This window comes from Sorangium sp. So ce426 (assembly GCF_051475585.1).
Lineage (GTDB): Bacteria > Myxococcota_A > Polyangia > Polyangiales > Polyangiaceae > Sorangium > Sorangium cellulosum_B.
Genome location: NZ_CP150341.1, coordinates 301,594 through 314,787 on the forward strand (window position 1 = coordinate 301,594; position 13,194 = coordinate 314,787).

Here is a 13,194-nt window from a genome sequence, read left to right on the forward strand (position 1 = left end):
CAGCGACCGCTCTAGAACATCGATCAGCTTGGAAACCAGAGAAATGAGCCGCCAAGACGCCAAAAGACGCCAAGAAAACAATAAAAATTGGCGTCTTGTGGCGTCTCAACTTCTCGCCGTCCGCGTGCAGCTTCAACCCGTTTGTCGCTCTAGCACCTGTCCGGCTCAGGGATCGAGCACGAGCGTTCCAAACGCCTCGGGGACATGGAAGTTCGGCTTGCTCGTGCGGGGCGGGCTCCACGCGAGGTAATGCCGTGGGTCCTTGCCCTCCATCCGGTACAGGTTCATGGGCAGCCGCGCGTCCGGGGCGAGCGCGTCCACGATCCCCGGCGCCGCCAGCAGCGCCTCGATGACGGCCGTGCGCGCCTGCGCGTCCTGGCTGGTCGCGATCGTCGCGCCGCTCGACCACGCCGTGTCTTCCAGGCGCGTGTCGCGGTCGATCGCGATATCGAAGAAATGGCCGAAAGGCCCGATCTCCACCTCGAAATACCGCCTCGGCGAGCCCGGGGCCGGCGTCAGGAAGAGCTCGATGCAATCCTCTTTATAAAGTCCCTTTCGCTCCGCGCCGACGGGCTTCGAGCGATCCGTGTCGAGCCCCGCGTTCGAGAGCTCGAAGAGCGCGTGGAGCCCTTGCTTCGACCAGAGGAAGCGCGCCCGCGTGGGGATCCCGGTGGGCTTGCCGGCGTAGTCGGTGTCCCACTGCACGGCCTTCGCGCGGCCCCACGCCGCGTCGTCGGCCTTCCCGTCGAGCACGATCTGCTCTCCGGGCGGCAGCGACGACGCGTGTGCCTCCGGCTTCGCGGGGCCTCCGCCCGGCCCTTCGCCCTGCTTCCCGTCGGGCGCCTTCTGCGAGGCCGGCGGCGCGGGATCGAGCCCCTTCGCGGGCCCGCCGGGCAAGGGCGCCTGTCCGGGCTCCCAGTCGAGCCGGAAGGGCGCCATCGCCTTGTAATGCACGGGCCTCGGGCTCTTCAGCAGATCTGCCCCGTCTCCCGTGATCGCCGTCGCCTTGAGATCCAGCCCGAAGCGCTTCGCCGCGGCGTCGATGAGCGGCGAGGTCCGGTGGCCGCCGAGCTCGCGCGCGAGCGCTGGGCTGTTCCAGACGCCGAGGAGCTCCGCCGCCACGCGGTCGACCCGCACCGGGTTCGTGCCGCCGACGGCCACCATCTCCGCCGTGGGGTGCAGCACCTGGAAGCCGTCTCCGCCCATCGCCGGCGCACCGTCGCCGAGCACCGCGTCCGGCGCGGATATCTCGAGCACGTCGACCATCCGCTCGGCGAAGACGCGGAGCGACGACAAGTAAAGAGCTCTATCCTCCTGGCCGGCGGACTTCGTGTCCAGGTACGCCTTGAGCTCCCTGTGCATCCTCCACTTCTGCTTGTAGGCAGGCGCGCTGTCCGACAGCATGACCGTGCCCTGCATGCCCTTGATACCGACGGAGATGACCGAGTACCGGTGCATCTTGAGCCGGGGGAGCGACAGGAAGAGCCCGTGGTCGAGGTGCTCGGCCAGCACCTTCGGCATGAGCAGCGTCGGGACGTGCGTTGTCTGGATGCCGCGGATGGCGAGGGGCTTTCCGGGCCTGTCCCCGGCGACGTCGTAGACCCCGTCGTCGTCCATCGCGACGAGCGCGGCGCCCTCCTCCGCGGCCATCGCCTCGTAGCCGGTGCGCTGCGCGATGTCCTTCCAGAACTTGTGCGAGTGGCCGCAGCCCTCGGCGATCGTGATCTTCGTGTGCCCGCGCGCCTTGAGGCACTGGACGACGCCTCGAACGAACTCCGGCTGGGTGATCCGGCCGGTCACGCCGTCGTCGCCCTTCGACTTCGCAGGGTCCTTCACGCTGTCGAACCCGCAGATGTTCGGCTTGAGGAGCACGGGAGTCGCCGCGGGGCGCCTCGGCACCACCACCTCGCAGATGCGCTTGCCGAGCTCCAGGGGACCCTGGCCGCGGAGCACGGTGACGGGCGAGTCGTCGGCCTTGATGCGCTCGACGTGCCGCTTCCTGAGGGCGGCGCCGTCGATGCTGTCCGACGCGATCACCGAGGGCCCGGCCTCGTACCGCTGCGACGCGCCCGCGACCACGTCGCTCGACGCGCTCGGGACGGCGGTCGGGACGGCGGGGTGCGCGGAGGTGGCGGCGAACGAGGAGGCGGTCGCCGCCGGCGCGGTCGCCGCCGGCGCGGGCGCCGACGACGACGCCGCCGCGTCGGGCGGCGACCGCGGGGCGGCGGGGCCGCCGTCGCCGGGACCGCCGCCCGGCTGGCGTTGCCGGTCCCCGCAGCCCGAGAGGACGGCGAGCAGCGCCGGGAGCGCCGCGATCGCGCGGGGAGCCCGCCGCGTCCGGCCGCCGTGGATCGTTCGTGCCCTGTTCATCCCGCGAGCACGATGGCGCGAAACGGCGGCGAGGAGAAGGCGCCACGATACATCGTCGAAGCCAGGGCCTGCGCGGGTGCCGGGGGGTGAGGGCGACGCGGCCCCCACCTCGCCCCGCCGCCGGCGCCCGAATGAGCGCCTCGATACGCGCTCGCCGAGGCGGCTCACGCCTTGCAGTGCGGGCGCGGAATGAGCGTTTGGTCTGTTCCTGGTTCTGTTAAAATTGCTGTTCGTGCTGAAATTTTCGGGGCTGCGGGGATGTTGTTCGCAGCGGCTCTTGTCGCCTGTGGCGGCGGTTCGAGCGGCGGGGGAGCTGGAGAGGGCGGGGGCGTAGAAGGGTACTCGGAGGCTCGGTCGACAGCGGTGTGCGAGGCCGCGTGCGACGTGTTCAGCGCCGCCTGCGCGCCGAAGAACTGCTCGCTCGCGTGCTTCGTGGCGATGGACCAGTACCCGACGGAGGCGTGTTTTGCCGAGTTCGACGCCTACCACGCCTGCCTGGCGGCCCAGGAGCCCGCGCAGCTCGCCTGCGGAGCAGACGAGAACTTCTTCGGTCCGTGGGCGCCGGCGTGCAGGCCCGAGTGGACGGCGTATTGGCAGTGCCGGAGGACCGGAGGCGCGGACTGCGCGGTGGTGGCCACGGACGTCGAGTCCTGCACCTACTTCGGCGACCCTCCGGACTGGGCGACCTGCAAGATAGGAAAGGAACCGCCCCCCGGGTGCGTACCGCTGACGGGCCTCGACTACTGTTGCCCGGAAGGCACGCTGCCGTGACAGCGTGATCAGGGGCTCCGCTTCTCCGCAAGCCATGACGCCTCCCGTGTTATGCACCGCACGTCCTGAGGGGCTGGCTCGTTGCCATGGAGAATGCGATGAAATGGGTTTCTCGTGCGCGCTCGGCCGTGATCGTGACATCCCTGCTGGCGCTGCCCGCGTGCGGCGGCAGCGTCGACGACGAGGGAAAGAGCAAGGAAGAAGGCCCCTCCTGCGGGCTGGTCGCGGCGTGCGGCGGCGATCCGACGGGAACGTGGACGATGGATGACGCGTGCCTGGATCCCTCGATGGTCGAGGACCTCCACAAGGGGTGTGACGCGGAGAGCGACATCAGCGGCGTGGTGATGAGCGGACGCGCCGAATTCCGGGCCGATAACACCTATGTCACGACCATCACGCAGCAAGGGCCGATCGAGGTGGTGTACCCTGCGGCGTGCCTCGCGGCCGAGGAGACCCCGATCACGTGCGCGCAGCTCAGCGTGAAAATGCAGCGCCTCGCAGCTGGGAAGGAGTCGCCCTTCACCTCGGCGGAGTGTGCTCATGCGGGCGCCGACTGCGCGTGTACGTTTGTCTTGGGGCGGATCACGGCGCCGTCGATGGGCACCTGGTCGGTCTCCGGATCCATCTTGACCATCGAGCCCGAGGGCGCGGGCGAGGAGCCCGAGGAGAGCCCGTTCTGCGTGCAGGGATCCTCGTTCACGAGAGGCTTCCCGGTACCGGCGGGGGCGGACGCCTCGGGACCCATCAAGCACTACATGAGGTTCACGAAGGAGTGAGCCGCGGCGAGCCCGCTCGTCCGGGCGCCGCTCAGCGCCGGTCGAGCCCCACGATGCGGTCGAGCAGCGCCCTGTCGAGGCTCGCCTCGACCGCCGTGGCGAGCCGGTCGTACTCCTCGTGCCGGCTCGGTATCGCCGGCTCGCCCGCGGCCCTGGGGAGCCCTCTCCGCTCGCGCAGCGCCGCGAGGAGCGACCGCCTGAGCCCGTCGTTGTCGAGGATCCCGTGGATCATCGTGCCCACCACGGCGCCGTCCGCCGACACGGCCCCGTCGAGCGCCGCCTCGGCCTTGCCGCCCCTCGACGCGATCGAGAACGCCGCGGCCGCGCCGCCCACCCGCTCCACGCGGCCCATGTGGATCTCGTAGCCGGTGAGCTCTCCCGCGCCCTCGCTCTCGGCCTCTCCAGCGCTCGCCGCGCACGCCGCCCCCAGGAACGAGCCGCCCGCGAGCCGCGCCCTCACCTGCGCCACCGTCTTGGTCCGCTCGAACCGCGTCCACACATCGAGCAGCCCGAGGCCTCGCGCCGCCGGCTCCGCCGACTCGACGCCTTCCGGATCCTCGATCGCCCCGCCGAGCATCTGGCAGCCGCCGCAGATCCCGAGCGTCCAGCCGCCCCGCCGGGCGCGCGCAGCGACCGCCTCCGCGAGGCCGCTCGCGCGCAGCCACGCGAGATCGGCCATCGTGCTCTTCGTCCCGGGGAGCAGCACGAGGTCCGCATTCCCGATCTCGTCCGGCCGCTCGATGAACCGCACCACAACGCCGGGCTCGTGCTCCAGCGGCTCCACGTCGTCGTAATTCGATATGCGCGGCAGCCGGACCACCGCGATGTCGAGCTGCCCCGGGCCCGCCGGCGCCCGGCGCCGCCGGCCCTCCAGCGACACCGAGTCCTCGTCCGCGATGCGCAGCTGCTTCAGGTAAGGCACCACGCCGAGCACCGAGACGCCCGTCCGCGCCGTCAGCATGTCGAGCCCCGGCTCCAGCAGCTTGAGGTCGCCGCGGAACTTGTTGATCACGAACGCGGCCACGCGCGCGCGCTCGTCGGGCTCGAGCAGCGCCATCGTCCCGACCAGCGCCGCGAACACGCCGCCTCGGTCGATGTCGCCGGCGAGCAGCACCGGCGCGTCGGCGACGCGCGCGACGTGCATGTTCACGATGTCGCGGTCCTTCAGGTTGATCTCCGCGGGGCTGCCCGCCCCCTCGATCACCACGACGTCGTGCGCCTCGCGCAGCCGCCCGAGCGAGCGGGCGATGATGTCCTTGAGCTCTCCCCGGTACGCGAAGTAGTCGCGCGCGTGCAGGCTGCCGATCGGCTTGCCGAGCACGATCACCTGGGAGCGCGAGTCGCCCTCGGGCTTGAGCAGCACAGGGTTCATGTCGACCGTCGGCGCGACGCGCGCCGCCTCGGCCTGCACCGCCTGCGCCCTTCCGATCTCGCCGCCGTCCAGGGTCGCGAACGAGTTCAGCGCCATGTTCTGCGACTTGAACGGCGCGACCCGGAGGCCCCGCCGCTGGAAGATGCGGCAGAGCGCCGCGCAGAGCAGGCTCTTGCCGACCGAGGACGCCGTGCCCTGGACCATCACCGTGAGCGCCGTCATCGGAAGAGCTCCTGTCCAAGGGATGCCGCCGCCAGGAGGGCCGCCGCGAGCCCGGCGAAGAGCAGCGCCGCGAGCAGCACGATCCGGCAGGCCTCGTCGATGAGCCCCCGCCGGAGCGGCTCCACGGGGTCGCCGAGGCGGTAGTGGCCGCGCTTCTCGAGCTCGACCCGGAGCAGCCCGGCCATCGCCGCCATGGGCCGGCCGGCGTTCGGGCTCTCGGTGAGGCCGCCGTCGCGCAGGAGCACGGCGAGGCCGCGGCGCGCGTCGGCGCCGCGGAGCCACCCGGCGGCGAGCAGGAGGAGCGCGGTGAGCCGCGCCGGCACGAAGTTCAGCGCGTCGTCGAGCCGCGCCGAGGCCTTGCCGAGGTACTCGTAGCGGCCGTGGTAGCCGACCATCGCGTCGAGCGTGTTCACCGCGCGGTAGAAGAGCGCGCCCGGGAGCCCGAAGAGGGCGAAATAGAAGAGCGGCGCGACGAAGCTGTCCGACGCGTTCTCCGCGACCGACTCGACCGACGCGGCGACCAGCGCGGGCTCGTCGAGCTCCGACGGGTCGCGGCTGCAGAGGCTGCGCAGCGCGCCGCGGGCCCCGGTGACGTCGCCCGCTTCGAGGGCGTCGCGCACGCCGAAGGCCGCGTCGCGGAGCGCGCGGAGCGCGAAGGTGGGCTTCAGCAAGAGACCTGACAAAGCGAGCGCGAGCACGGGGTGCGGGGCGAGCAGCGCCGCGACGCCGGCGCCGAGCGCGGCGAAGAGGCAGGGGACGGCGAGGGCCATGAGCGCGCCGAAGAGGAGCTCCGCGGCGCGGCCGCCCGCGGGCGCGGCGCGCTTCAGGGCCTGGATCGCGGAGCCCATCCACACGACGGGGTGGACGGCGGCGGGGGGCTCGCCGCAGGCGAGGTCGAGCGCGACAGCGACGAGCAGCGCGGCGGCGGCCGTCATCGCGCTTCCTCGCCGCCGCCGACGAGCGCGACAGGGCCGGGGCGCAGGCGGAGGATCGCGCCCATCACGGCCACGTAGAGCTCGCTGGCCGAGCGGCCGAGCCGCTGGTGCGCGCGCCCCGCGAGGTCGCGGAACGCCCGGCCGAGCCGGCTCTCCGGGACCACGCCCATGCCGACCTCGTTCGAGACGAGGACGACGTGCGGCGCCGCCGACTCGACCGCCGTGGCGAGCGCCTCGATGCGCTCCTCGATGGGCCCGAGCGCGCGGCCCTCGGTCTCGTCGCGGAGCAGCAGGTTCGAGAGCCAGAGCGTGAGGCAGTCGACGACGACGACGTCGACGCCGGAGAGCGAGGCGATGCGCTCGGGGAGCGCGATCGGCTCCTCGACGGTGAGGAACGCGCCGCCTCGCTCGATGACGTGCGCGTCGATGCGCGCGCGCATCTCGTCGTCGAACGGCTCGGCGGTCGCGATGAAGGCGCGGCGCTCGCCGAGCGAGCGCGCGAGGGAGAGCGCGAACGCGCTCTTGCCGGAGCGCACGCCGCCGCCGATGAGGGCGACCCGGCGCGGCGCCGTGCCCGGGCCGCTCATCGCGCGCGCTCCTTCCGGTGCGCCGCGGCGCTCGCGACGAGCCCCTCGGGGACGAGCGGGTTCGAGGCCCAGTGCGCGTGCACGTACGAGGCGAGGACGCTCCCCGCCCGGTACCCCTCGCGCGCGACCTGGCCGCCGCGGCGGCGCCGCACGGAGTAGGCGTGCTCGATCGGCAAGGGCGCCGGTGTGGACGGCGACGGCGGCTGCTCGGTCGGCGCCGGCGCCGCGGCCGGCTCGGCCGGCGCCGGCGCAGCGCGCTGCGACGGGCGGAGCTCGGAGTAGCGGAACTGGTGCCCGCGGAAGCGGAGCCCCGCGCCGCCCAGGATCGTGCGCGCCTGCGTCTCGACCTCCACGTACCCGAGCGCCTGCAGCTTCTCGCACATCGCGGCCTCCGCGGGCACGAGCCCGACCATGGGGTGCGCGCGCCCGTCCAGCGTGCGGATCGCCTCGGTCAGGTACATGAGCCCGCCGCACTCGGCGTAGATCGGGCCCCCACGGCCGGCGAACGCGCGGATCTCGCCGCGGAGCGCGGCGTTCGCGGCCAGGCGCTCCGCGTGCACCTCGGGGTAGCCGCCCCCGAGGTAGAGCGCGTCGACGTCGGGCAAGCGCGCGTCGCGGAGCGGCGAGAACCGGATGAGCTCGGCCCCGGCGGCCTCGAGGCGGCGCAGGTTGTCCGCGTAGTAGAAGTGGAAGGCCTCGTCGAACGCCACGCCGATGCGCGCCCGGCCGCGCTGCGCGCCGGCGGCGGCGCCGGGCGTCGCGGCTGCGCCAGCGCCGGGCGTCGCGGCGGCGCCGGGTATCGCCGCCGCGCCGGCCGCCGGCAAGGGCGGCGCCGCGCGCGCGATCTCGAGCAGCGCGTCGAGCCCGATCCACGCCTCGGCCTGCGCGCCCCAGTGGTCGAGGCGCTCCTCGGGGAGCGCGGCCTCGTCGGCCGTGCGCAGGCCGAGGTGGCGCTCGGGGAAGCGCTGCGCCTCGTCCCGCGGCAGGCCGCCCACGACCGGAAGCGACCGGTTCACCTGCGCCTGCGCCTGCCGGAGGATGTCGAGGTGGCCGCGGCTGCCGACCTGGTTGCACACGACAGCGGCGACGCGCAGCGCCGGATCGAAGCCCGCGAAGCCCTGGACGAGCGCCGCGACGCTGCGGGCCATCCCGGACGCGTCGATCACGAGCGCGACCGGCGCCTCGAGCCATTTCGCGATCTCGGCGGTCGAGCCCTCCTCCCCTGTCGGGCTCGCCCCGTCGAACAGCCCCATCACCCCCTCGATCAGCGCGACGTCGGCGCCGGCGGTCTCCGCCGCGAACGTCGACAGGACCGCTTCCCGGCCCATCATCCAGCCGTCGAGGTTGTGTGATGTCCCGGCCACGGCGCGGGCGTGGTACGTCGGATCCAGGTAGTCGGGGCCGCACTTGAACAGCGCGACCTGGAGGCCGCGGGCGCGGAGCGCGCGCGCGATCGCCACCGTGGCGGTCGTCTTGCCGACGCCGCTCGCCGTGCCGGCGACGACGAGCCGGGGGATGGCCCGGGACATCAGAAATCGACTCCGATCTGGGCCTTTTGCCCCTGCTCGAACGGGTGCTTCACCGATCTCATCTCCGTCACGAGATCGGCGAGCGCGAGGAGCGCGTCGGGCGCGTTCCTGCCGGTGATCACGACGTGCACGTGCGCGGGCCTCGCGCGCAGCGCCGCGAGCAGCTCGTCCTCGGCGATGAAGCCGTAATGGAGAGCGTACGTGATCTCGTCGAGCACCACGATGTCCTGCTCGCCGCCCGCGATGAGCGCCGCGGCCTCCTGGAAGGCCGCGCGCGCCGCGGCCTTGTCGCGCGAAAGATCGTCGCTCTCCCAGGTGAAGCCGCGCCCCATGACGAGGAACGTCAGGTTGGGGAGCGTCTCGGCGAACAGCCGCTCTCCCGTCTTCCACTTGCCCTTGATGAACTGCACGACCGCGACGCGCATGCCCCGGCCGAGCGCGCGGAACACCATGCCGAGCGCGGCCGTCGTCTTGCCCTTGCCGTGGCCCGTATAGACGATGACGAGCCCTTTTCTACCTGCCGTCGCCGCGCCCGCGCCGGCGCTCTCCTCCGCGCTCACGAGCCCTCCTCGGTCGTGCCAGGGACGAGGAGCTTCTTCTCGGCCTTGCGGAAGCGGTGGCTGAAATCCGGATCATAGAGCCGCGAGTCGGCGAAATCGGTGGAGGTGAGCACCCGGCCGACCAGGATCATCGACTGGCTCTTGATGCCCTCGGCCCGCACCTTGTCCCGGATGTCGGCGAGCGTGCCTCTCACGATCTTCTGATCGGGGCAGCTCGCCTTGTGCACCACCGCGACCGGGCAATCGGCGCCGTAGGCCGGGATGAGGGCTGCGGCCACGTCCTTGAGCAGGGTGATGCTCAGGAACAGGCACAGGGTCGCCTGGTGGCGGGCGAGCTCCTCGAGCCGCTCGGCGGGCGGCACCGGCGTGCGCCCCTCGGCGCGCGTCAGGATGACGGTCTGCGAGAGCTCGGGCAGCGTGAGCTCGCGCCCGAGCGCCGCGGCCGCCGCGGTGAAGGACGAGACGCCGGGGATGATCTCGTACGGGATCCCGAGCGCATCCATCCGGCGCATCTGCTCGGCCGTCGACCCGAAGAGGACGGGGTCGCCCGTGTGGACGCGCGCCACGTCGTGCCCTGCGTCCCTGGCCTCGACGAAGACCTCGACGATCTGGTCGAGGGTCATGCCGGCGGAGTCGATGACCCGGGCGTCCGGCCGCGCGGACGCCACGATCTCCCGGGGGACGAGCGAGCCCGTGTACATGACGACCGGGCAGCGAGCGACGAGCTCGGCGCCGCGCACTGTGATGAGCCCGGGATCGCCCGGGCCCGCGCCGATGATGTAGACGCGCATGAGGGTTCTTTCCTTGCTTCGTGCGCCGGCGATCCCGGAGGGGGCCGCGGGCGCGCGGCGCGAAGCTAGAGCGATCGCGCAGCGGACGCCAGGGGGTGGGGCAGAGCCGCCGAGGCGGAGCCTCGAGAAAACTGATCGGAGCGTGGTCGGCGCCTGCCAACTCCGCGAAAGATGGTGCTCTGGCGCGTGCAGGACGGCTCCGCGGGTTGCCGAAAGCTCGTGGTCACCTTGGGCGGGCGAAGGCTTACGCTAGACGACTGGGCGTCCGCAGATGCTTTGCGTACGCAGACAGAAAAGCTTGCACTCATGAGTGCATCATCGCTGCCGATCAACCAGCAGCTTCATGAGCACGATACCTGCCGTGCATGCGTGGGCGCAGCCATCGAAGAGACGGGCAGCGCCTGGCGGGTTGTCAGATGGGTCGGACCGGGTACCATGAGCCGCATGGCGTCCTACATTTCCGCGGCTGAGGCCACGCAGACGTTTCCGGACGTACTCGAGCGCGTCCGTTCGCATGGGGACGTGTTTGTCGTCGAGTGCGAAGGTGAGCCGATCTGCCGGATCGAGCCCATCGTCCCCGCGCGGCGCACGGTTCGGGACCTCGTTCGACTGCTGCAAACCGCGCCGCGCCCGGACGATGATTACCTCGACGCCGTCGAGGAGGTCGCACGGAACCAGCCGATGCTGCCGGAGACCCCGTGGGAGCGCTGATCGACTCCAGCGTGCTCATCGCGGCCGAGCGGGGGAAGCTGGACCTCGAGCGCGTGCTTCGTGATCACGGGGACGAACCGGTGGCCATCGCGACGATCACCGCATCGGAGCTCTTGCACGGGGTTCACCGAGCGGTGGAAGCTTCGCAGCGCGCCCGGCGAGAGGCGTTCGTCGAGCGGCTGCTCGCCGACTTGTCTTTGATTCCGTTCGATCTCGTGGTTGCACGCGTGCACGCTCGCCTTTCTGCTGAACTCGCGGCGAAGGGCTCGCCTGTCGGTGCGCACGACCTCTTGATTGCGGCGACGGCGCTCGCAGTCGGGTATGATGTGGCAACCCGAGACGACCGCAGCTTCCCACGAATACCGGGGCTGAGGGTACTCCACTGGTGAGCGCCTGCACCCGCCAATGAATCCAGTGCTCTCGTCGCGTACGAGAGACCACTACTTGGGGGCGCTTCGTGCGCCGGCGATCCCGGAAGGGACCGCGGGGGCGCGAAGCTAGAGCGGTCCCGAAGCGGACGCGACCGTTCATGGTGGAGCCCGTGCGCTCGGCGCGGAGGTACGAGAGACACATCGCAGGCCCGAGGACACGAACCTGCGGTGTGTGCCGGAAGGCTCCCGTCTTCTCGCTGGGACGCGCTGGTCCGGGGCCTTGCTCGGGGCATGCGCGTGTGATGCGATGGGAGGTCGCACCCCTCTTCAAGGAAAGGCCATGGACCAGAAGAACACCGGGTCTCAGCCCTCGGCGCCCATCCTGTGCGCGGCAGCCCTCTTCGAGCCGACGCTCCCGGCCGCGTGGGGGCCCACGCTCGATGTGCTCGCCGATATCGAGGAGCTGCAGGACGCGACGAAGGGCAGCCGCGAGGAGCGGGAGGCGAGAGGGCGCGATCTTCGCGAGCGGCTGATGCGCGGCATCGACGCCCTGAGCGAGCCGACCCCGGACGAGTTCCACGCGGCGAGCGCGTCGTTCCGGGCCTGGTTCACCGAGGCGGTGCTGCTCTGGCTCCGGTTCGCCGGCAGCAGCTCCGCGCCGCTCATCGATACGGTCGCGTCGCGCCCGCTCCTCGATTTCCCGCTCGATCTGCCGGAGGGCAGCGAGGGGATCCCGCGCGTCCGGCGGGCGCTGCGGGAGGCGCTCGGGTGGGAGGAGGCGGAGCTCGCGCAGGTCGAGGCCGCGATGGATCATATGACCGCCAACCTCGCGGTGAAGCACGCGATCACGAAGGCGATCGCCGCGCAGCTCGCCGCGAAGGGGGGCGCGTCGCCCGCCGCGTGCGCCGAGCTCATGAGCGCGATCTACGGCCCGTTGCCGTGGCGCCCGGGCGACGTGGATCTGCTCATGACGTCGACCGCGATCTTCCTGTGCATCCGCGCGTCGGCGCCGGCGACCGGCTCGCCCGGCGCGGCGGGCTCCGGCGAGGCGCCGCGGCTCGAGGTGCCCGGCTGGGACGAGCGCCCCGAGGAGGAGCGGCGCGCCATCTCGGCCTTCATCGCCCGATGCGACGACACGAACACCGCGGCGACGGCGCGGTTTCCCGCGTTCGGCTACTTCGACCGCGCGGCCATCGATCCGGCGCTCGCGCGCTCCCTCGCGGACGCGGCCTCGGTCCCGACGGACGTCGTCACACAGACCCTCGCCACGATGGTGATGGTCCTCCGGACGCCGGAGGTCGAGGACTACGTGGTTCATGACGCCTGGGGCCATGCGTGGCAGGAGGCGCTGGCCGAGTTCGAGTGGGAGTACGCGGTGCTGCCGCGGCTCGAGGAGCCCCTCCCGCTCGACACCGTGTTTCCCGGCGCGGTCGGCCCCGGCATCGCCTCGGCCTTCGTCGAGCGCGGGGGCCGCACCGAGCTCGACGAGGCGGCGCTGCTCCGCTTCGCCGAAGCCGACGTCAGGGCGCGGATCCAGGTGGCCGCGAGCAACGGCATCGCCGAGATGCTCGCCGATTTCATGGAGAGCAAGTACGCCTGGCACAGGCCCTCCCTGAAGCTGCCGGACGCGTCGCTCCTCCCCATCACGGGGCTCAAGCTCGATCTGACGGTGGGCGACGTTCGCCGCCAGGTCGCCCGATGGTCGGCGCCGTACCGCGCGCTGGCCGAGGACGAGGGGGCGCGCGCCCGCCTCGTCGACGCGCTCTCGCCGCGCGTTCCGGCCGCGGGGCTCAAGGAGGCGGTGGATCAGGCGGGCGCGCTGCTGTGGCGCGAGTTTGCGACGGCGTTCGACGACACGCTGCGGCCGGTGGCTGCGAAGGGCGGAGGGATCCGCGCGAGTGCGTGCCGCCGGATGGTGCTGCAGCTCGCGCAGGTCGCCGCGGTGCTCGAGCGGACGCTCGCCGCGTCGTGCGCGGGCGGGCCGCGGAGCGGGTCGCGGAGCGGGCCGCAGACGGAGCTCGCCTGGCGCGATCCGGCGCTGTGCGTGGACCTGCTCCTGGTGACGATCGCCCGGTTCTACGAGCACGATCGGCAGAGGAACTTCTGGCACCTCGACCAGGTGCTCTCGACCGGGTTCGTCGAGGCCTGCGGCCGGCTCCGGGCCGCCATGGCGAACGCCGAGCCGCCCTGAGTCTGCCC

12 protein-coding genes are annotated in these 13,194 nt (G+C 72.2%); 5 read left to right on the top strand and 7 right to left on the bottom strand.

Annotation, left to right across the window (positions count from 1 at the left end; all coding sequences use genetic code 11):
* Nucleotides 1-165: 165 nt before the first annotated feature.
* Nucleotides 166-2,370 carry a DUF362 domain-containing protein gene (locus tag WMF44_RS01170; protein WP_437297281.1) on the bottom strand — a complete coding sequence of 735 codons (2,205 nt, stop codon included), beginning with the start codon at nucleotides 2,368-2,370 and terminating at the stop codon, nucleotides 166-168.
* Nucleotides 2,371-2,733: 363 nt separating this feature from the next.
* Between WMF44_RS01170 and WMF44_RS01175 the strand changes: the two genes are divergently transcribed.
* Nucleotides 2,734-3,141 (top strand): hypothetical protein, encoded by a 408-nt coding sequence (locus WMF44_RS01175; RefSeq protein ID WP_437297282.1) that lies wholly within the window; start codon nucleotides 2,734-2,736, stop codon nucleotides 3,139-3,141.
* 128 nt (nucleotides 3,142-3,269) lie between these two features.
* On the top strand, nucleotides 3,270-3,917 hold the full coding sequence (locus WMF44_RS01180) for a hypothetical protein (protein WP_437297283.1): 648 nt from the start codon (nucleotides 3,270-3,272) through the stop codon (nucleotides 3,915-3,917).
* 31 nt (nucleotides 3,918-3,948) lie between these two features.
* Here WMF44_RS01180 and WMF44_RS01185 read toward each other — a convergent pair whose 3' ends face one another.
* From WMF44_RS01185 to cobM, 6 genes are read right to left on the bottom strand one after another with little or no spacing between them, the layout of a single operon-like run.
* Complete coding sequence (locus WMF44_RS01185) at nucleotides 3,949-5,511, bottom strand: cobyric acid synthase (protein ID WP_437297284.1); 1,563 nt, start codon at nucleotides 5,509-5,511, stop codon at nucleotides 3,949-3,951.
* On the bottom strand, nucleotides 5,508-6,446 hold the full coding sequence (cbiB, locus tag WMF44_RS01190; RefSeq protein ID WP_437297285.1) for an adenosylcobinamide-phosphate synthase CbiB: 939 nt from the start codon (nucleotides 6,444-6,446) through the stop codon (nucleotides 5,508-5,510). The genes WMF44_RS01185 and cbiB overlap by 4 nt, the downstream gene beginning before the upstream one ends.
* Complete coding sequence (cobU, locus tag WMF44_RS01195; protein WP_437297286.1) at nucleotides 6,443-7,033, bottom strand: bifunctional adenosylcobinamide kinase/adenosylcobinamide-phosphate guanylyltransferase; 591 nt, start codon at nucleotides 7,031-7,033, stop codon at nucleotides 6,443-6,445. Before cobU ends, cbiB begins: the two co-directional genes overlap by 4 nt.
* A complete protein-coding gene (locus tag WMF44_RS01200) occupies nucleotides 7,030-8,562 on the bottom strand; it encodes a cobyrinate a,c-diamide synthase (RefSeq protein WP_437297287.1) in 1,533 nt (510 codons plus the stop codon). Before WMF44_RS01200 ends, cobU begins: the two co-directional genes overlap by 4 nt.
* Nucleotides 8,562-9,122 (bottom strand): cob(I)yrinic acid a,c-diamide adenosyltransferase, encoded by a 561-nt coding sequence (gene cobO / locus WMF44_RS01205; RefSeq protein ID WP_437297288.1) that lies wholly within the window; start codon nucleotides 9,120-9,122, stop codon nucleotides 8,562-8,564. The genes WMF44_RS01200 and cobO overlap by 1 nt, the downstream gene beginning before the upstream one ends.
* A complete protein-coding gene (gene cobM, locus WMF44_RS01210; RefSeq protein WP_437297289.1) occupies nucleotides 9,119-9,913 on the bottom strand; it encodes a precorrin-4 C(11)-methyltransferase in 795 nt (264 codons plus the stop codon). The genes cobO and cobM overlap by 4 nt, the downstream gene beginning before the upstream one ends.
* 306 nt (nucleotides 9,914-10,219) lie before the next feature.
* Between cobM and WMF44_RS01215 the strand changes: the two genes are divergently transcribed.
* From WMF44_RS01215 to WMF44_RS01225, 3 genes are all read left to right on the top strand, one after another.
* Complete coding sequence (locus WMF44_RS01215; protein ID WP_437297290.1) at nucleotides 10,220-10,624, top strand: hypothetical protein; 405 nt, start codon at nucleotides 10,220-10,222, stop codon at nucleotides 10,622-10,624.
* Nucleotides 10,612-11,013, top strand: coding sequence for a type II toxin-antitoxin system VapC family toxin (locus WMF44_RS01220; protein ID WP_437297291.1), 402 nt, complete (start codon nucleotides 10,612-10,614; stop codon nucleotides 11,011-11,013). The genes WMF44_RS01215 and WMF44_RS01220 overlap by 13 nt, the downstream gene beginning before the upstream one ends.
* 322 nt (nucleotides 11,014-11,335) lie before the next feature.
* A complete protein-coding gene (locus tag WMF44_RS01225; RefSeq protein ID WP_437297292.1) occupies nucleotides 11,336-13,186 on the top strand; it encodes a hypothetical protein in 1,851 nt (616 codons plus the stop codon).
* Nucleotides 13,187-13,194: the final 8 nt, after the last annotated feature.